The organism is Nocardioides pini (genome assembly GCF_026712185.1).
GTDB classification, from domain to species: Bacteria; Actinomycetota; Actinomycetes; order Propionibacteriales; family Nocardioidaceae; genus Nocardioides; species Nocardioides pini.
Window position 1 is genome coordinate 218731 of the sequence record NZ_JAPPUX010000002.1, and the last position, 17206, is coordinate 235936.

The window sequence follows — 17206 nt, forward strand, 5'->3', positions numbered from 1 at the left end:
GCGCACGACCCGTGGCTACCCTCACCTCCATGCAGCAGCGTTCCCTCGGCGCGACCGGGCTCAAGGTCTCCCGCCTCGGCCTCGGCACCATGACCTGGGGCCGCGACACCGACGAGCACGAGGCGCGCGACCAGCTGATCGCCTTCGCCGAGGCCGGTGGCACCCTGGTCGACACCGCCGCCGGCTACGGCGACGGCGCGAGCGAGGAGCTGATCGGCACGCTCATCGGCGACGTCGTCGCCCGCGACGAGGTCGTCCTCGCCACCAAGGCGGGCATCCACCGGCGTACGGGCGAACGCGTGACCGACACCTCCCGGGGCAGCCTGCTGACCACGCTCGACGCCTCGCTGAAGCGGCTCGGGGTCGACCACGTCGACCTCTGGCAGGTCCACGTGTGGACCGACGACACGCCGGTCGAGGAGACGCTCAGCGCGCTCGACCTCGCGGTCACCTCGGGCCGCGCCTCCTACGTCGGCATCTCCAACTACACCGGCTGGCAGACCGCGCAGGCGGCGACGTGGCAGCGCGCCGTGCCCGGTCGGGTGCCGCTGGCGTCCACCCAGGTCGAGTACTCGCTGCTCAACCGCCACGTCGAGCACGAGGTCGTCCCGGCGGCGCGGGCACTCGGCCTCGGCGTGCTCCCCTGGTCGCCCCTCGGCCGGGGCGTGCTGACCGGCAAGTACCGCACGGGCACGCCGTCGGACTCACGCGCCGCCACCGAGCACTTCGCCCGCTTCGTCGGCGCCTACCTCGACGACCGGGGCCGCGGGATCGTGGAGGGCGTCGCCCGCGCGGCCGACGGCCTCGGCTGGTCGCCGCTGGAGGTGTCGCTCGTGTGGGCACGGGACCGGCCCGGCGTCACTGCCCCGATCGTCGGGGCCCGCACAGCCGCGCAGCTCAAGGGCGCCCTCGGCATCGAGGAGCTGGCCCTGCCGCCGGAGATCGTGGACGCCCTCGACGACGTGTCGGCCGACTGAGGGCACCCTTCCGGGAACGACCGAGAGACGGGAGAGACGATGGCCAGGATCCAGCGCCGCCCACCGGCGCGCGGGGTGGAGTGGGAGTTCGAGACGCTCGTGCTGCCCAAGGACTTCTCGCGCAATGTCGTCACCCGCGTGCTGGTCGAGCGCGCCGAGCACGGCGGGTGGGAGCTCGACCGGCTCCGCATCGGCAACGACGGCAAGCGGCGCGTGGTCCTGCGCCGCAAGATCATCCGCCAGCGGCTGACCCTCTTCGCCGGCTGACAGCTCTCGGGAGCATGGGGTGCGGACCCCATGGACGCTCCGTACGCGTGGTGCTCGACTCGGAGGAGCGGGGCCACCCCGGCCCCGGTGAGGGGACGACGCACATGGCGACACGCAGGCACCGCCCGGCACTCGGGATCGTCGAGCTCGCAGTGGACCCGGCCGACGTGGACCAGGAGACCTACCCGGTGCGGATCAGGTTGACCCGGCCGCTGACGGCCTACGAGGCCGAGGGGCTGGCGTCGGCCGAGCCGGGCCTGCGGAGCGAAGGCGATGCGATCGTGGTGCCCGCGGCGAGGCTCGACGACGTCGCCCGCGACGTCGACACCTGGAACGCCCGCCTCGAGCGGGTCCAGACGCGCGCCGACCAGCTCGAGGGCGAGATGCTCGTGGCCGACCAGCGTCGCTTCGAGGACCACGAGCGTCAGGCGCCGCGCCTCCAGAGCCAGCAGGTCAACGACCGCGGGCTGCACTGAGCGCGCTCCGGGCCGACGCCTACCAGCCCGACGAGCCCGGCCCGCCCTTGAAGGGGCCGGTGACCCGCGACGTGATCCAGCCGCCGTAGAAGCTGCCGGGCTGCGGCTGGACGACCTCGCCGTCGACCGTGCAGCTGTCGACCTGACCGGGATAGAGCGCCACGTGGTCGAGCAGCGCCTCGAAGCCCTTCGACGGTGTCAGGTAGGTCCAGGCCACGGCGGGGAGCACCGCGTCACCGACCACCAGGTCGTAGTAGGTGGCCTGGCCCTTCCACTCGCACCACGAGTTTCCCTGCCCCGGGCGCAGCAGGCCGCCGGCGAAGTCGCCGACCGGCAGGTAGTAGGTGGGCGGGTGACTGGTCTCCAGCACCCGCAGGCTGGCGGTGGTGTCGGCGACGACGACACCGCCATGGGTGACGACGACGTGCTCGGTGCTCGGCTCGACCCGCGGCGGTCGCGGGTAGTCCCACACGGACTCGGTCATGGCTCCAACCTACGACCCGCCCCTATCCCGGCGTCGTCACTCGTCCAGGCGACGCGAGGCCAGCCACGCCCGCCGGCGGCGCTCGGAGGCCTGTGCCAGCCACGCCTCCTCGATGATCTCGACCAGCTCGTCGCGCTCGACCTCGCCCACCCGGGAGGTGCGCAGCAGCACCGAGGGGTGGCCGTCGAAGTGCGCGGTGGTGAAGAAGGGCAGTCGCTCGTCCTGGAGCAGCGCCTGCTTGTCGCCCTCGGACGCGACCCAGATGACCACGACGTCGTCGTAGCGCTCACCGGTCTCCGGGTCGACCGCGTCGGGCCGCGGTGTCCTGAAGAACACGAACGACTTGCTGCCCACCTGGTAGACGGGGTTCTTCTCCGGGCGTACGACGCTCACGTGGGGCATCGCACGCGCGGTCGCGTGGATGTCGTCGATCGTCGCCGGGCGACTCACGACGAGATCGCTGCCTCGGCCCTCGCCCGGAGCTCGGCCACCATCGCGTCGGGGTCGTCGGCGGAGTAGACGGCCGACCCGGCGACGAAGACGTCCGCCCCGGCCTCGGCGCACCGCTCGATCGTCTCGAGCGAGACGCCACCGTCGACCTGCAGCCACGTCTCGACGCCGTGCTTGCGCATCAGCTCGCGGGCGGTGCGGATCTTGGGCAGGCACAGGTCGAGGAACTTCTGGCCGCCGAAGCCTGGCTCGACGGTCATGATCAGCACCATGTCGAGCTCCGGCAGCAGCGCCTCGTAGGGCTCGATCGGCGTCGCGGGCTTGAGCGCCATCGACGCGCGGGCGCCCTGGGAGCGGATCTCGCGGGCCAGCCGCACCGGGGCCTTGGCCGCCTCGGCGTGGAAGGTCACCGACCCGCACCCCGCCTCGGCGTAGGCCGGCGCCCACCGGTCGGCGTCCTCGATCATCAGGTGGGCGTCGAGGGGCTGCGAGGCGTGCGTGCTGAGGGCCTCGATCACGGGCAGGCCCAGCGTCAGGTTGGGGACGAAGTGGTTGTCCATCACGTCCACGTGCACCCAGTCGGCGCTGGGGATCCGGGCCACCTCGTCGGCGAGGCGCGACAGGTCGGCGTTGAGGATGCTCGGCGTGATCTGGATGCCCACGGGCCGAGCCTAGTGACTCCCGGGGCCGTCCAGGCGGGCGGCACGGCTCCCGGCCGGTACGACGACGTGGAGCGCGTTGCGGTCGACCTCGAAGGTCGCGGTGGTGGTCGCCGCGATCTCGCCGTCGAGGTTGACCGGGAGCGGCTCGTCGGTGACCAGGCGCAGGCGCCGGGTGGTGACGTGGTGCACCCGGTCGTGCTCGACGAGGTGGCCGGTGCGGAGCAGACGTGCCACCGAGACGTGGTCGCGCAGCCGACCCTGCTCCACGGCGTACACGTCGAGGAGGTGGTCGTCGATCGAGGCACGCGGCGCGACCGTGAGACCACCGCCGTAGTGCCGGCCGTTGCCGACAGCGACCTGCATCAGGTCGGTCAGCTCGAGGGCGGTGCCGTCGTCGAGCTCGAGGCGGGCCGCGAACGGCCGGTGGGACCGGTACGCCGCCAGCGTGGCGGCCGGGTAGGCGAAGCGGCCGAGCCGCTGCTTGAGCGCCGGGGTCAGCCGCTGGGTCACGGCGACGGAGAGGCCGACCGAGGCGACGTTGAGGTAGGCGCGCCCGTCCACGCGCCCGAGGTCGACGTCCACCACACGTCCGTGGACGAGCGTGTCGACTGCAGCCGCGAGGTCGCCGGGGATGCCGAGCGTGCGGGCGAAGTCGTTCGCGGTCCCCAGGGGCAGCACGCCGAGCGCGGTGCCCGTGCGGGCGACCATCGCGGCCGCGCAACCGACGGTGCCGTCCCCGCCACCGACCACCAGCAGGTCGGGCTCGGACTCGACGGCCACCGCGAGCGCCTCGAGGAGCTCGAGGCCGCCGTGCACCGGGTGCACCGTCACGTCGTCCGAGACGCCGCGGACCGTCGCCTCCACAAGCGGGAGGGCACGGGCGCCCCGGCGGGCGGCCGTGTTGACGACCACCGCGACGCGACCCGTGCGCGGTCGGGCGGAGCTGTCGTGCTTCATGGGTCGACGTTAGGTCGGCCAGGTGAGAGGAGGATGAGGACGACCTGTGCGCGGGCTGTGCCGGTCTCGGGGACACGCGCCCGCCGTCCGGACGATGATGCGCGCATGGGTCTCTTCTCCCGCCGCCCGCAAACGGCACCGGCGACCGCCTGGCAACCTCCGGAGCCTGGGCACTGCTCCTGTGTGCGGCACCTCGACGACGAGCTCCTCAAGGCGTCCGTCCCTCTCGCGGCCTACGTCGCGGACGAGGGCTTGGCGCCGCAGACCGTCACCGACCTCGTCGAGTGGGGCGCGCTCGCAGCTGACCCGACCCACGACATCCACCAGCGCCTTCCCGACTCGGACGTGCTGTTCACGTGGACGCTCTGGGTCGGCGACGAGGCCCGCAGCCACTACGACGACGACGCGGAGGTCGAGCTGGATGCCGCGCTGGCGCTGCAGCCGGGGGTCGAGGAAGTGGACTGGATGGACCGCGAGGTCTTCCACCTCGCGGCGCCGACGCTCTGCCGCGACGGTGTCGTCGCCGCCGGTGCCCTCGCGCTGCTCGACGACCGCGTCCGGACCCCGTCGGACGACTAGGCCTCCTCGGGCTCCGGCGGTGCCTCGACACCCTCCGCCTCGTCGCGCGCCGCCCACTCGAGCAGGGGGGCGATGTCGAATGGGTGGTCGTCGATCGTGGCGTGGAGGTCGCCGATCGCGGCGAACCGGTCGGGCATCGTGTAGATCGTGAAGTCGTCGGGCACGCAGTCGTCGACCTCGTTCCAGCGGATCGGCGCCGACACGCGGGCCTCCGGCACCCCGCGGACCGAGTAGGCGGCGGCGATCGTGTGGTCGCGCGCGTTCTGGTTGTAGTCGACGAACAACTGGGAGGGGTCGCGGTCCTTGCGCCACCAGGCGGTCGTGACGTCTCCGCCGGACCGCCGCTCGACCTCCCGCGCGAACGCCAGCGCGCCGCGTCGTACGTCCTGGAAGCCGTGGTCCGGCGGGATCCGCACGTAGACGTGCATCCCCGACCCGCCGCTGGTCTTGGGGAACCCGACCGCACCGAGCTCGTCGAGCACCTCGTGGGCGACGTGGGCGACCCGCTGCACGGTGGCCCAGTCGCACGCGGGCCCGGGGTCGAGGTCGATGCGCCACTCGTCGGGCTTCTCGGTGTCGCCGCGCCGGCTGTTCCACGGGTGGAACTCGACCGTCGACATCTGGACCGCCCAGATGACGCTCGCGAGCTCGGTCACGCAGAGCTCGTCGGCGGTGCGCTTCCAGCGCGGGAAGAACAGCTGGACCGTCTCCACCCACTCGGGCGCACCGGCCGGCAGCCGCTTCTGGTGCACCTTGTCGCCGGCCAGGCCCTTCGGGAACCGGTGCAGCATGCACGGACGCTCGAGGAGCGCGTTGACGATCCCGTCACCGACAGCCAGGTAGTACTCGACGAGGTCGAGCTTGGTCGCACCGCCCGGCGACGCGTCGGAGGGCGGGAAGTAGACCCGGTCGGGGTTCGTGACCTTGACGACGCGGTGGTCGACCTCGACCTCGATGAACGGCGACGCCATGCCGAGGAGCCTAGCCGGGAGCGAGGGTGTGGCCGGGCTGCTACGGCGCCGAGGTCTCCGAGGGCTGCTGCTGGCCGCCCTGTTGCTGGCCTTGCTGCTGCTGGCCCTCCTGCTGCTGGCCCTCCTGCTGCTGGGGCTGCTGGTCGCCGGGCTGGGGCTCCTGCGGCTCGTCGACGGTCACGGTGACGACGTCGGACCAGCCCTCGTCGGCGTACTGGCTCTCGGGACGGTGCCAGCGGAACTCGGTGGTCTCCGCGACGGGCACGGCGACGCGCGAGAGGCCGTCGCGCGCGGCGAGGACGGGCTTGCCGACCGGGGCCCACTGGCCGCCGGGGGCGCGGGACTCGAGCACGAGCGGGTCGCCGGTCACGCGTCCCGACCCGTCGGTGACCCGTCCGGTGAGCTCGACCTGCTCGTCGGGCTTCACCTGCTGCCGACCTGCCGCGATGCTCGTGGACAGCGACACACCCTCGAAGTCGAAGGTCGACCCCGAGGCCCGCACGGCGTCGAGGTTGAACGCCTTTCCGTCGCACCCGAAGCCGGTGACGGCGAAGCCCGGTCCGTCGCCGTGGTCGGCGGCGAACTGGGCCGTGGTGGCGGAGCCGAGCTGGTCGACGACCGTGCCGGAGGCGAGGTCGACGAGCGTCCAGTCGTAGGTGAGCGCGGCGGAGGACACGGTGGTCCAGGACCCGGACGGGACCGACACGGCTGCGCGGCCGCGCCACGCGGTGCCGGCGGGACTCTGCCGGCTGACGGTCATGACCCACGAGACGCCCGAGCTGCCGCCCGTGGCCGCGACGGCGACCGACGAGTCGAGCCCGGCGAGGGAGTCGAACGAGGCGTAGGGGCCCGCCGCACTTCCGGCGCCGGTCGGGACCAGGCCCAGCGACCGCCGTCCGAGCGGAGCGGCGTAGGGGCCGAGGTTGATGCGCGAGGCGGGCGCGGCGGCGTTGCCGAGCAGGTCGGCGCAGCCGACGTAGGTGAGGTAGACGTCGGAGTCACCGGTGGTGGGTCCGGACAGCGTGCGCGTGCCTCCCGCCGCGTGGGCGGGGCTGCTCACCAGGCTCGTCCCCACGGCCAGGGTCAAGGTCGTGGCGGCCAGGGCCGTCATGATGCTGCGCACGTGCATGGATTCCTGCTCCCCGTGACACGGCACACCCCTCCGGTGTGCCGAGCTGACTCCCATCATGTCGGTCAAAGCAAAGGATGTGAACCGCCCGTGCGCGGAAGTCACCCCAATTGGTGGCCGATCAGCGGCACACCTGCGAGTCGCGGGCCGGGATCCGCGACGTCGGTCCCTGTCGTACGCCGCGGCTAGGTTGGGCGCCATGCCGCTGCGAGGTCCCGACGTCGCTCGTCATCCCGTCCGTCGTGTCGAGGCACGCGCCGACCACGAGCTGGCGCAGCGCCGCTACCCCGCCTCCGTCCCGGCGGTCGCCCAGGTGCTGCGCGATGGCCTCGACCTCTCTCCGGGCGTCACGTTCCTCGTCGGGGAGAACGGGTCCGGCAAGTCCACCCTGGTGGAGGCCGTGGCGATCGCGTTCGGTCTGTCGCCCGAGGGCGGCAGCACGCACAGCCGTCACTCCACCAGGGCCACGGAGTCGCCCCTCGCCGACGCCCTCCGGCTGGTCCGGGGCGCCGGTGCGAGCAGGTGGGGGTTCTTCCTGCGCGCCGAGACGATGCACGGGTGGTACTCCTACGTCGAGGAGCACCCGAGGACGAGCGGCGACGCCGATGTCGCGTTCCACGAGATGAGCCACGGCGAGTCGTTCCTCGCGGTGCTCGAGTCGCGGTTCACGGGTCCGGGCTTCTTCTGCCTCGACGAGCCCGAGGCGGCGCTGTCGTTCTCCTCGACCCTGGGGCTCGTCGCGGCGCTGCAGCGGATCGTGCCCCGCGGCGGGCAGGTCCTGTGCGCCACCCACTCCCCCGTGCTCGCGGCGATGCCCGGTGCCCGGATCCTCGAGGCCGGGCCGTGGGGCCTGCGCGAGTCGGCGTGGGAGGACCTGGAGGTCGTCGACCACTGGCGGCGCTACCTCGCCGAGCCGTTGGCCTACCTGCGCCACCTGCAGGACGACTGAGCGAGCGCGGTCCGGGCTCGGGTCACGCCCGTCGGCGCAGGGTGGCCGCGAACATCGCGTCGGTGCCGTCGCGGTGGGGCCACAGCTGGAAGCGGTCGACCTCGTCCGTGTCGTCGCGGCGGTCGAGCACGGCGCGCACGACGTCGCTCGTCTCGGCCACCACCGGCGAGCACGTTGCGTAGACCACCACACCGCCGGGTCGCACCGACTCGAGCGCGGAGTCGAGGAGCACCTGCTGGATCCCGACGAGCTCTTCGACGTCCTGGGGCGTGCGCCGCCAGCGCGACTCGGGCCGTCGCCGCAGCGCGCCGAGCCCGGAGCACGGCGCGTCCACGAGCACCCGGTCGAAGGTGCCGGGGACCCAGGCCGGCCGCATGCCGTCGCCGGCGAGCACGTGCGCGGAACCCTCCGGTGCCCGGCGGAGAGCGGACGCCACCAGGGCGGCGCGGTGCGGCTGCCGCTCGTTGGCGACGAGCACGGCGCCGCGCTGGGCGGCGAGCGCCGCGAGGAGTGCCGCCTTGCCGCCCGGTCCGGCGCACAGGTCGAGCCACCGCTCGTCGCGGCCCTCCACCGGGGCGTCGGCCAGCGCGAGCGCGACGACCTGCGAGCCCTCGTCCTGGACCCCGGCGCGTCCCTCGGCGACGGCCGGCACCCCGGACGGGTCGCCACCGGCGAGCGTCACGGCGTACGGCGACCGGCCGGTGCGGGTGCCACCGGCCTCCTCGAGTTCCTCGACGCTCGCCTGGCCGGGTCGGGCGACGAGCGTGACCCGCGGCGGTGCGTTGTCGGCCTCCAGCAGCGCGTCGAGCTCGTCGTCGTCGCCCAGCGTGCCGGTCAGCGCCTGCGCCAGCTCCTCGACGACCCAGCGAGGGTGGGACCGGGCGACGGCCAGGTGGCCGTGCGGGTCCTCCACGCGGTCGGGGGCGACCTCCTCGACCCAGCCGGCGAGGTCGCGCCGACTGATCGAGCGGAGGACGGCGTTGACCAGGCCGGCGGGCCCCTGTCCGACGGTCGCCCGGACGAGGTCGACGCTGGTCGAGATGGCCGCGTGGTCCGGGACGCGCATCGACAGCAGCTGGTGCGTCCCGAGCCGCAGCACGTCGCGCACCTCCGGCTGGAGCCGCGGCTTGGTGAGGCTGGCGTCGATCACGGCGTCGTACAACCCGTGCATCCGGATCGCCCCGGACGACAGCTCGGTGGCCAGCGCGGCGTCACGTCCGGTGAGCCCGTGCTTGCGCAGGACCTGCGGCAGGACGAGGTTGGCGTACGCGTCGTCCGTGCGCACCGCCGTGAGCACGTCGAGTGCCGCGCGGCGCGCCTTGTCGACCGGGCGGCGGCGGTCACCCACCGAGGTGCTCCCGCACGAGCCGCTTCGGCGCCTTGGTCGCCCAGGCGTCGGTGATGATCTCCTCGAGCTCGTCGCGGCCGATCTCCCCGAGCCGCGACAGCTGCACGAGCACGGCTGAGTAGCCCCTGAAGTGGTCGATGGTGAAGAACGGCATCGACTCGTCCGCGACCAGGGCGTCCTTCTCCACCTCGGTCGGCGTCGTGATGACGACCAGGTCGTCGTACATCTCCCCCGTCGCGGGGTCGACGGCCGTCCTGTGCGGCGCGCGGTAGAGGACGAACCCCTTGCCCTTGTCGCCGCGGGGCACCTTCCAGGTGGGCCGGTCGCCCCACGAGATGCCGAGCTCGGTCTCCGGCAGGCTGCCGCAGATCTCGTCGACGTCCTCGGGTCGAGCGGGCCGGCTCACGAGGTGGCGTCCTGCCCGCCGAGGCGGACGCCCGACTCCAGTCGCACGCCGCGGGCCCAGTCGGCGGCGGCCATCTGCTTCTTGCCGAACGCCTTGACCTGCCCGAGCTCGACGGGAGCGGTGGCGGTGCCGACGTAGACGGCGTTCTTGGTGACCTCCAGGACGCCCGGGTCCAGCGGCTCACGCTCGACCGCGCGCACCGGCCCGATCTTGATGCGCTCGCCCTCGAAGGTGCTCCACGCGCCGGGGGCGGGCTCGCAGGCCCGGACCTGCCGGTCGATGGCGACCGCGGGGTGGTTCCAGTCGATGCGCGCGTCCTCCACGAGGATCTTCGGAGCGAACGAGACGCCGTCCTCCTGCTGCTCGCGCGCCTCGAGGGTGCCGTCCTCGATCCCGTCGAGGGTCTGCACCAGCAGGCCCGCTCCTCCCTCGGCGAGGCGGGCGAGGAGGTCACCGGCGGTGTCGGTGGGCCGCACGCGCTCGGTCATCACCCCGAAGACCGGCCCGGCGTCGAGGGCCTTGACGATCCGGAAGGTCGTCGCACCGGTGACCTCGTCGCCGGCCCAGAGCGAGTGCTGCACCGGGGCCGCGCCGCGCCACGACGGGAGCACGGAGAAGTGCAGGTTGATCCAGCCGTGCGGCACGAGGTCGAGCGCTGACTGGGGCAGCAGGGCGCCGTAAGCCACGACCGGGCAGGCGTCGGGGCGCAGGTCGGCGAGCGCCTGCTGGAAGTCCGGGTCACGGGGGTGCTCGGGCTTGAGGACGGGTACGCCGAGCTCCTCCGCGCGCTGGGCGACCGGGCTGGCGACCAGCTTGCGACCGCGCCCGCTCGGGGCGTCGGGGCGGGTGACGACGCCGACGAGCTCGTGCCGGCTGGCGGCGATCGCGTCGAGGGCGGGCAGCGCGACCTCGGGCGTGCCGGCGAAGACGACGCGCATCAGCTGGGGACCTTCATCGGGCGAATCCGTTCGTCGGGTGGGGGCTGAACCTGACCGTCGGCCGCTCGAGGCCGAACCACTCGGACTCGCGGATCTCCTTCATCGCCGCCTTGCGCGCGGCGGTGTCGAGCTTGTCGATGAAGAGGATGCCGTCGAGGTGGTCGGTCTCGTGCTGCATCGCGCGGGCGAGCAGCTCCGACGCCTCGATCCGCTGCGGCTCGCCGTACATGTCGAAGCCGGTGGCCACGACCGAGAGCGCGCGCAGGCAGTCGTAGGTGAGCTCGGGGAGGGAGAGGCAGCCCTCCGCGCCGTCCTGCGTCTCGTCGGAGAGCTCGAGCGAGGGGTTGACCAGGTGGCCGACCTCGCCGTGGACGTTCCAGGTGAACACCCGCAGGCCCACGCCGATCTGCGGCGCGGCGAGGCCTGCGCCGGGAGCGGCGAGCATCGTGTCGGTCAGGTCGGTGACGAGCTGGCGGACCTCGCGGTCGAAGTCGTCGACCTCGACCGCGCGCTGGCGCAGCACGGGGTCACCGAAGAGACGGATGGGCTGGACGGCCACGGATCTCCTTCGCTCGGCTGGGTCGGGCTGGACGGGGCTGGACGGGGTGGGACGGGTGCGATCGGGCAGTGGCCAAGTCTAGGGAGGCACCAGCGGGGACGTGAGGGCGGCCGGGCGGCCCCTCAGATCGTCAGGGGGTCGACCTGGATCCGCACGGGGTCGAGCTTGCGGGCCGAGCGCACCCGCTGGAGGTCGCCGAGCGACCGGGAGAGCGCCTCGCCGCTGGAACGGGGAACGCGCAGCAGGACGCGGTGCTCGTCGTCGGCGGGCACCGGGCCGAGGACCTCGGCGCCGGCCGGGAGGTCGAGCAGGTGGAGGACGTCGTCGAGCGCGCCGAGGTCGCCGGTGACGGTGGCCAGCCGGGCGGCCGGCGGGAGGTGCGCCTGTGAGCGCTCCTGGGCTTCCCGGCGGGCGAAGCCGGCCGGGTCCCACCGCACGAGCGCCTGGAGCGCGGGGTGGGCGGGGTCGCCGACCGCGACGACGTGGCCGCCGGCCCGGACCAGCGCCGCCGCGTTGAGCCAGCGACGCAGCGCCTCCTCGGCGGCCCGCAGGTCGTCCCGGGCCAGGCTCAGCCACGTGTCGAGGACGACCACGGCGGCGTACCCCTCGTCGGCGACGGGCTCGGCACCGACGGTGGCGACGACGAGGTCGGCCGAGCCACCGACCCGGTCGACCACCCGGTCGCCGCTGGAGCTGCGGACGGTGGTGCCGGGGAACATCCGGCCCAGCTCCTCCGCGGTGCGGGCCTCACCCCGGACGGGCGCGCGAAGACCGTGGCCGCCGCACGTGGGGCACGCCCAGACCGCCTCGACGTGGCCGCACCAGCGGCAGCGCGGCGGGACCGCCGGTCCGTCGACGACCAGCGGACCGGTGCAGACGGCGCAGCGGGCCGGCGCGCGGCAGGTGTCGCAGGCCAGGGACGCGGCGTAGCCGGCGCGGGGCGTCTGCACGAGCACGGGACCGGTCGCGAGGCCGTGCCGGATGGCGTCGTAGGCCGTGCGCGGGACGCGGGTGCCGACGGAGCGGTCCTCGGCCGGCACGACCTCGACGCGGGCCCGGCGCCGGAGCACGTCACGTGGGACCGCCAGCTCGTGCGCCCACCCGCTGGCGACCAGCTGCTGCGCCTCCGGGGTGCGGGCCACGCCGCCGAGGAGCGCCGCCGTGCCCTGCTGCTCGGCGCGGACGAGGAGCACCTCGCGGGTGTGGGGGTAGGGCGCCCGCGGCTCCGCGTGGAGGTCGTCGCCGTCGTCCCACAGCACCAGCAGGCCGAGGTCGCGCACGGGTGCGAAGACGGCGGAGCGCGTGCCGACGACGATCCGCCGGGCTCCGCGGGACACGGCCAGGAAGTCGCGGTAGCGCGCGGCCGGGCCGCCGTCGGCGGTCAGGCAGACGTGGTGCCCCTCCCCCAGCCGTTCGGCCAGCGCGGCATCGACCCGGGCGACATCACGCCGGTCCGGGACGCAGACGAGCGCGCCCCGCCCGGCGGCGTACGTCGTCGCGACCGCCTCGGCGACCATCGCGGGCCAGTCATCCCCCGGGGCAGCCGCCCACACCGCGCGGGGCGACCCACCGGAGGCGAGGTGGCGCAGGAACGCGTCGGCGTGCGCGACCTCCGACCACGTCGTCGGCCCTGCGACCGCGGGCGCGTCGGGCGCGGGTGGCGACGCGACCTTCTCGGTGGCGGCGTGGCGGGGCGGCACGGCGAGGCGGAGCACGTCGGACCGCGCGCCGGCGTACCTCCGGGCGAGGGTCTCGCTCAGCTCGGCGATGTCCGGCGCCAGCACCGGCTCCGGGCTCACCACCCGGCGCAGCGGCTGGAGCTTGCCGGTGTGGTCGGTGTGGCTGGTGCGCTCGACGACGTAGCCGTCGACGTCCTGGCCGGCGAAGCGCACCTTGACCCGGGCGCCGGGGACCGCGGTCTCCGCCATCGCCGTCGGCACGGCGTAGTCGAAGGGGCGGTCGAGGTGGGCCAGCGCGATGTCGACCAGGACGCGCGCGACCGGGTCGGTGTCGGCCGGCCGCCAGGCGGCAGCCTTCCGCCGTCGGGTGGCGGCCGCCTTGGCCTTGGCGTCATCCACGGCAGCACGAAGCCCCGGAAGCATCTCGGCTTCCGGGGCTTCGTGGGACGTCATGCGGCCGATTCTGTCAGCGGGCCCCGACAGCCCTGGCTGCGGACCTGCCGGTCAGATGCCGGCGGCGGCCTTCAGCTTGTCGGCGCGGTCGGTGTTCTCCCAGGTGAACTCGGGGAGCTCGCGACCGAAGTGGCCGTAGGCCGAGGTCTGCGCGTAGATCGGGCGGAGCAGGTCGAGGTCGCGGATGATCGCGGCGGGGCGGAGGTCGAAGACCTCGAGGACGGCGTCCTGGATCTTCTCGTCCGGGACCACGCCGGTGCCGAAGGTCTCGATGAACACGCCGACGGGCGCGGCCTTGCCGATGGCGTAGGCGACCTGCGCCTCGCAGCGGCGGGCCAGGCCGGCGGCCACGACGTTCTTGGCGACCCAGCGCATCGCGTAGGCGGCGGAGCGGTCCACCTTGGACGGGTCCTTGCCGGAGAACGCGCCGCCGCCGTGGCGGGCCATGCCGCCGTAGGTGTCGACGATGATCTTGCGGCCGGTGAGGCCGGCGTCGCCCATCGGGCCGCCGATGACGAAGGTGCCGGTCGGGTTGACCAGCATCCGGTAGCCGTCGGAGGGCAGGTCGACGTCGGCGAGCACGTGGTCGATGACCTGCTGCTTGATGTCGGCCTCGAGCGTGGCGTGCTCGATGTCGGGGTCGTGCTGGGTCGAGAGCACGACGGTGTCGATGCGCAGGGGCCGGTCGTTCTCGTCGTACTCGATCGTGACCTGGGTCTTGCCGTCGGGGCGTAGGTAGCCGAGCGTGCCGTCCTTGCGGACCTCGGTGAGGCGCTGGGCGAGCCGCTGCGCGATGGTGATCGGGAGCGGCATCAGCTGCGGGGTGTCGTCGCAGGCGTAGCCGAACATCAGTCCCTGGTCGCCGGCACCGCGCTTGTCGAGCTCGTCCTCCGACGAGCCGACCCGCGACTCGTGGCCGGCGTCGACGCCGGCGGCGATGTCGGTGGACTGGGCGCCGATCGCGACCTGGACGCCGCACGTGTGACCGTCGAAGCCCTTGTCGGAGGAGTCGTAGCCGATGTCGAGGATCGCCTTGCGGACGATGTCGGCGACCGGCGCGTAGGCCTGGGTGCGGACCTCGCCGGCGACGACGACCAGACCGGTCGTCAGCAGCGTCTCGACGGCCACGCGCAGGTTGGCCTTGTCGGGGTCCTCGGCCATGAGGTAGTCGAGGACCGAGTCGCTGATGCGGTCGGCGATCTTGTCCGGGTGACCCTCGGTCACGGACTCGGAGGTAAAGAGGCGTCCAGCCACGTCGTCACTCGCTTCTTCTGTCGAACGGTTCGGTCACAAGGTACCCGCTGCCCAGCATCCGGGACGTATGTCTCAGCCGGCGAATCGCCGGGCGACCTCGTCCCAGATGACGTGGGCGAGCGCGGTCTTGGAGCCGCGCGGGACCTCTACGGCGGCGCCGTCGGCGGCCAGGACGACCGCCTCGTTGTCGGTGCTGCCGAACACGGCTCCCCCGCTGACGTCGTTCACGACGAGGAGGTCGCAGCCCTTGCGGGCCAGCTTGGCGCGGCCGAGGTCGAGCACGGAGCCGGTGGCGTCGCCGGTCTCGGCAGCGAAGCCCACGATGACGGCACCCTCGCGGGCGCGGTCGTGGGAGATCTCCGCGAGGATGTCGGGGTTCTGGGCCAGCTCGATCGCCGGCGCGGACCCGTCGTCGGCCTTCTTGATCTTGGCCTCGCTCACCGCGGTCGGGCGGAAGTCGGCAGGAGCGGCGGCCATCACCACCGCGTCAGCCGTGGCGGTCGCGGCGACGACCGCGTCGCGGAGCTGATCGGTCGTCTCGACGCGTACGACGTGGACGCCGGCCGGGTCGGGCAGTGTCACGTTGGCGCTGACGAGCGTGACGTGGGCGCCGCGCGAGGCGGCGGCCCGGGCGAGGGCGTAGCCCTGGAGCCCGGAGGACCGGTTGCCGAGGAACCGGACCGGGTCGAGGTACTCGCGGGTGCCGCCGGCGGAGACGACCACCTTGCGGCCGGAGAGGTCCTGGGTGGCGTCGGCGCCGCGGTCGAGGAGACCGCGGACGAGCTCATAGATCTCACCCGGCTCGGGCAGGCGGCCCTTGCCGGTGTCGGCGCCGGTGAGCCGGCCGACGGCGGGCTCGATGACGACGGCACCGCGCTCGCGGAGGGTGGCGACGTTGGCCTGCGTCGCCGGGTGCTCCCACATCTCGGTGTGCATCGCGGGAGCGAACACCACCGGGCAGCGCGCGGTGAGGAGCGTGTTGGTGAGGAGGTCGTCGGCGAGGCCGTGGGCCGCGCGGGCGAGCAGGTCGGCGGTCGCCGGTGCGACCACGACCACGTCGGCCTGCTGGCCGATGTGGACGTGGGGCACGGCGTGGACGTCGGTCCAGACGTCGGTGGCGACCGGCTTGCCCGACAGGGCCGACCAGGTCGGGGCGCCGACGAACTGCAGGGCCGATGCCGTGGGCACGACGGTGACGTCGTGCCCCGACTCGGTGAACCGGCGGAGCAGCTCGCAGGCCTTGTAGGCCGCGATGCCGCCGGAGACCCCCAGGACGACCTTCACGGTCATCGAGAGGCTCGCGTCACTCCGTGGCGTCGCCGGCAGCGGCAGCCTCGGCGGCGGCGGCCTCGGCGGCGGGGTCGATGTCCTCGCAGGTCAGCAGGTCGTCGTTGATCTCGCGGAGCGCGATCGACAGCGGCTTCTCCTGGACGTGGGTGTCGACGAGCGGGCCGACGTACTCCAGCAGGCCCTCGCCGAGCTGGGAGTAGTAGGCGTTGATCTGGCGGGCACGCTGGGCGCTGTAGAGCACCAGCTTGTACTTGCTGTCGGTCTTGGTGAGCAGGTCGTCGATCGAGGGGTTGGTGACGCCCTCGGCGGCGATGGTGGGAGAAGCCACGGTGTGGGTGCCTCGCTAGTCAGATGTGGATGGAGCAGGTCCAACCATCAAGGCTACCAACTCCTCGGCAGCGGCGTGAACTTCGTGGTTGACGATGGTCACGTCGAATTCGCTCTCGGCCGCCAGCTCCGCCCGCGCGGTCTCGAGGCGGCGCTCGCGCTCGGCCTCGGTCTCGGTGCCGCGGCCGACGAGGCGGCGTACGAGCTCCTCCCACGACGGCGGCTTGAGGAACACGAACAGCGCCTCGGGCATCGTCTCGCGCACCTGACGGGCGCCCTGCAGGTCGATCTCCAGCATCGCGGGGTGCCCGGACGCGAGGGCGAGGTCGACCGGCCCGCGCGGGGTGCCGTAGCGGGCGGCCTTGTGGACCACGGCCCACTCGAGCAGGTCGCCCTTCTCGATCATCGCGTCGAACTCGTCGTCGGAGACGAACCAGTAGTGCACGCCGTTCTCCTCGCCCGGGCGGGGCGCGCGGGTGGTGGCGGACACCGAGATCCAGACCTCGGGGTGCGTCTCGCGCACCGCGGCGGCCACCGTGCCCTTGCCGACGGCGGTGGGGCCGGCGAGGACGATCAGCCGGGAGCGGGTGGGGGTGTTGCCGGACGGGGCGCCGGCGGGCGCCTCCGCCGGGGTGTCGGGGGTGTCGGTCACGAGGCGTCGGGGCCGAACTCACGCTCGAGCGCGGCGACCTGCTTGACGCCCAGCCCACGGACGCGGCGGCTCTCGGCGATGCCGAGCCGCTCCATCACCTGGCGGGCACGCACCCGACCGAGGCCGGGCACCGACTGGAGGAGCTCGACGACGCGCATCTTGCCGATGACCTCGTTGGTCTGGCCCTCGTGGAGCACGTCGACGATCGAGCCGCCGGAGTTCTTGAGGCGGTTCTTCACCTCGGCCCGCTCGCGGCGGGAGGCTGCAGCCTTGTCGAGGGCTGCCTGGCGCTGCTCGGGCGTCAGAGGGGGCAAGGCCACGAAAGCGATCCTTCTGGTGGGTCCGGCACGGTCCGAGATGGTGCGGGCCAATCTAGTCACGTCCGCGCGGCGCCTGCAA

At 73.5% G+C, this 17206-nt stretch carries 21 protein-coding genes; 5 read left to right on the forward strand and 16 right to left on the reverse strand.

All coding sequences use genetic code 11. The features are described from left to right. The first annotated feature begins 29 nt into the window (after positions 1-29). The 3 genes from NYO98_RS07240 to NYO98_RS07250 all read left to right on the forward strand — a co-directional run bounded on the left by NYO98_RS07240 (position 30) and on the right by NYO98_RS07250 (position 1720). Positions 30-977: an aldo/keto reductase gene (locus NYO98_RS07240; RefSeq protein ID WP_268110891.1), complete on the forward strand. Its 948-nt coding sequence runs from the start codon at positions 30-32 to the stop codon at positions 975-977. A 39-nt stretch (positions 978-1016) separates the two neighbouring features. Next, entirely contained in the window at positions 1017-1244 is a 228-nt protein-coding gene (locus NYO98_RS07245) for a DUF5703 family protein (RefSeq protein WP_268110892.1), read from the forward strand. Positions 1245-1348: 104 nt separating this feature from the next. Continuing rightward, entirely contained in the window at positions 1349-1720 is a 372-nt protein-coding gene (locus NYO98_RS07250) for a hypothetical protein (RefSeq protein ID WP_268110893.1), read from the forward strand. A 19-nt stretch (positions 1721-1739) separates the two neighbouring features. Here the strand turns inward: NYO98_RS07250 and NYO98_RS07255 are convergent, their stop codons facing one another. From NYO98_RS07255 to NYO98_RS07270, 4 genes are read right to left on the reverse strand one after another with little or no spacing between them, the layout of a single operon-like run. Next, a complete protein-coding gene (locus tag NYO98_RS07255; RefSeq protein WP_268110894.1) occupies positions 1740-2204 on the reverse strand; it encodes a DUF427 domain-containing protein in 465 nt (154 codons plus the stop codon). 36 nt (positions 2205-2240) lie between these two features. Then, positions 2241-2654 carry an MmcQ/YjbR family DNA-binding protein gene (locus tag NYO98_RS07260; protein WP_268110895.1) on the reverse strand — a complete coding sequence of 138 codons (414 nt, stop codon included), beginning with the start codon at positions 2652-2654 and terminating at the stop codon, positions 2241-2243. After that, on the reverse strand, positions 2651-3316 hold the full coding sequence (gene rpe / locus NYO98_RS07265; RefSeq protein ID WP_268110896.1) for a ribulose-phosphate 3-epimerase: 666 nt from the start codon (positions 3314-3316) through the stop codon (positions 2651-2653). Before rpe ends, NYO98_RS07260 begins: the two co-directional genes overlap by 4 nt. A gap of 9 nt (positions 3317-3325) precedes the next feature. Further along, a complete protein-coding gene (locus tag NYO98_RS07270) occupies positions 3326-4273 on the reverse strand; it encodes a lipid kinase (RefSeq protein ID WP_268110897.1) in 948 nt (315 codons plus the stop codon). A gap of 183 nt (positions 4274-4456) precedes the next feature. Here NYO98_RS07270 and NYO98_RS07275 point away from each other — a divergent pair, with 183 nt between their 5' ends. Beyond that, on the forward strand, positions 4457-4852 hold the full coding sequence (locus NYO98_RS07275) for a hypothetical protein (protein WP_268110898.1): 396 nt from the start codon (positions 4457-4459) through the stop codon (positions 4850-4852). Here NYO98_RS07275 and ligD read toward each other — a convergent pair. Beyond that, a complete protein-coding gene (gene ligD / locus NYO98_RS07280) occupies positions 4849-5823 on the reverse strand; it encodes a non-homologous end-joining DNA ligase (RefSeq protein ID WP_268110900.1) in 975 nt (324 codons plus the stop codon). The two genes, NYO98_RS07275 and ligD, sit on opposite strands and share 4 nt — an antisense overlap. Before the next feature lie 40 nt (positions 5824-5863). Next, on the reverse strand, positions 5864-6952 hold the full coding sequence (locus NYO98_RS07285) for a hypothetical protein (RefSeq protein WP_268110901.1): 1089 nt from the start codon (positions 6950-6952) through the stop codon (positions 5864-5866). A gap of 199 nt (positions 6953-7151) precedes the next feature. Here NYO98_RS07285 and NYO98_RS07290 point away from each other — a divergent pair, with 199 nt between their 5' ends. After that, on the forward strand, positions 7152-7901 hold the full coding sequence (locus tag NYO98_RS07290) for an AAA family ATPase (RefSeq protein WP_268110902.1): 750 nt from the start codon (positions 7152-7154) through the stop codon (positions 7899-7901). Between the two features lie 22 nt (positions 7902-7923). On the opposite strand, the gene NYO98_RS07295 is transcribed toward NYO98_RS07290, so the two are convergent. The 10 genes from NYO98_RS07295 to mihF form a co-directional block, all read right to left on the reverse strand. Further along, positions 7924-9249 carry an RsmB/NOP family class I SAM-dependent RNA methyltransferase gene (locus tag NYO98_RS07295; protein ID WP_268110903.1) on the reverse strand — a complete coding sequence of 442 codons (1326 nt, stop codon included), beginning with the start codon at positions 9247-9249 and terminating at the stop codon, positions 7924-7926. Continuing rightward, complete coding sequence (locus NYO98_RS07300) at positions 9242-9655, reverse strand: MmcQ/YjbR family DNA-binding protein (RefSeq protein ID WP_268110904.1); 414 nt, start codon at positions 9653-9655, stop codon at positions 9242-9244. Before NYO98_RS07300 ends, NYO98_RS07295 begins: the two co-directional genes overlap by 8 nt. Beyond that, entirely contained in the window at positions 9652-10593 is a 942-nt protein-coding gene (gene fmt / locus NYO98_RS07305; RefSeq protein ID WP_268110906.1) for a methionyl-tRNA formyltransferase, read from the reverse strand. Before fmt ends, NYO98_RS07300 begins: the two co-directional genes overlap by 4 nt. A 13-nt stretch (positions 10594-10606) precedes the next feature. Beyond that, the gene (gene def / locus NYO98_RS07310) at positions 10607-11152 is read right to left on the reverse strand and encodes a peptide deformylase (RefSeq protein WP_268110907.1); all 546 of its coding nucleotides are present in this window, start codon (positions 11150-11152) and stop codon (positions 10607-10609) included. A gap of 122 nt (positions 11153-11274) precedes the next feature. Further along, a complete protein-coding gene (locus NYO98_RS07315) occupies positions 11275-13284 on the reverse strand; it encodes a primosomal protein N' (RefSeq protein WP_268110908.1) in 2010 nt (669 codons plus the stop codon). Positions 13285-13335: 51 nt separating this feature from the next. After that, a complete protein-coding gene (metK, locus tag NYO98_RS07320) occupies positions 13336-14538 on the reverse strand; it encodes a methionine adenosyltransferase (RefSeq protein WP_268110909.1) in 1203 nt (400 codons plus the stop codon). Positions 14539-14610: 72 nt separating this feature from the next. Further along, positions 14611-15828 (reverse strand): bifunctional phosphopantothenoylcysteine decarboxylase/phosphopantothenate--cysteine ligase CoaBC, encoded by a 1218-nt coding sequence (gene coaBC, locus NYO98_RS07325; protein WP_268110910.1) that lies wholly within the window; start codon positions 15826-15828, stop codon positions 14611-14613. Positions 15829-15841: 13 nt separating this feature from the next. Continuing rightward, the gene (rpoZ, locus tag NYO98_RS07330) at positions 15842-16156 is read right to left on the reverse strand and encodes a DNA-directed RNA polymerase subunit omega (RefSeq protein WP_207085295.1); all 315 of its coding nucleotides are present in this window, start codon (positions 16154-16156) and stop codon (positions 15842-15844) included. Between the two features lie 15 nt (positions 16157-16171). Further along, positions 16172-16807: a guanylate kinase gene (gene gmk / locus NYO98_RS07335; RefSeq protein WP_456094053.1), complete on the reverse strand. Its 636-nt coding sequence runs from the start codon at positions 16805-16807 to the stop codon at positions 16172-16174. Continuing rightward, positions 16804-17127, reverse strand: coding sequence for an integration host factor, actinobacterial type (mihF, locus tag NYO98_RS07340; protein WP_135840118.1), 324 nt, complete (start codon positions 17125-17127; stop codon positions 16804-16806). The genes gmk and mihF overlap by 4 nt, the downstream gene beginning before the upstream one ends. Between the last annotated feature and the right edge of the window lie 79 nt (positions 17128-17206).

Bases quoted from the DNA above. Each gene is read 5' to 3' on its own strand.
- NYO98_RS07240 (WP_268110891.1), top strand. From the start codon at position 30: ATGCAGCAGCGTTCCCTCGGCGCGACCGGGCTCAAGGTCTCCCGCCTC.
- NYO98_RS07245 (WP_268110892.1), top strand. From the start codon at position 1,017: ATGGCCAGGATCCAGCGCCGCCCACCGGCGCGCGGGGTGGAGTGGGAG.
- NYO98_RS07250 (WP_268110893.1), top strand. From the start codon at position 1,349: ATGGCGACACGCAGGCACCGCCCGGCACTCGGGATCGTCGAGCTCGCA.
- NYO98_RS07255 (WP_268110894.1), bottom strand. From the start codon at position 2,204: ATGACCGAGTCCGTGTGGGACTACCCGCGACCGCCGCGGGTCGAGCCG.
- NYO98_RS07270 (WP_268110897.1), bottom strand. From the start codon at position 4,273: ATGAAGCACGACAGCTCCGCCCGACCGCGCACGGGTCGCGTCGCGGTG.
- ligD (WP_268110900.1), bottom strand. From the start codon at position 5,823: ATGGCGTCGCCGTTCATCGAGGTCGAGGTCGACCACCGCGTCGTCAAG.
- NYO98_RS07285 (WP_268110901.1), bottom strand. From the start codon at position 6,952: ATGCACGTGCGCAGCATCATGACGGCCCTGGCCGCCACGACCTTGACC.
- NYO98_RS07290 (WP_268110902.1), top strand. From the start codon at position 7,152: ATGCCGCTGCGAGGTCCCGACGTCGCTCGTCATCCCGTCCGTCGTGTC.
- fmt (WP_268110906.1), bottom strand. From the start codon at position 10,593: ATGCGCGTCGTCTTCGCCGGCACGCCCGAGGTCGCGCTGCCCGCCCTC.
- NYO98_RS07315 (WP_268110908.1), bottom strand. From the start codon at position 13,284: ATGACGTCCCACGAAGCCCCGGAAGCCGAGATGCTTCCGGGGCTTCGT.
- coaBC (WP_268110910.1), bottom strand. From the start codon at position 15,828: ATGACCGTGAAGGTCGTCCTGGGGGTCTCCGGCGGCATCGCGGCCTAC.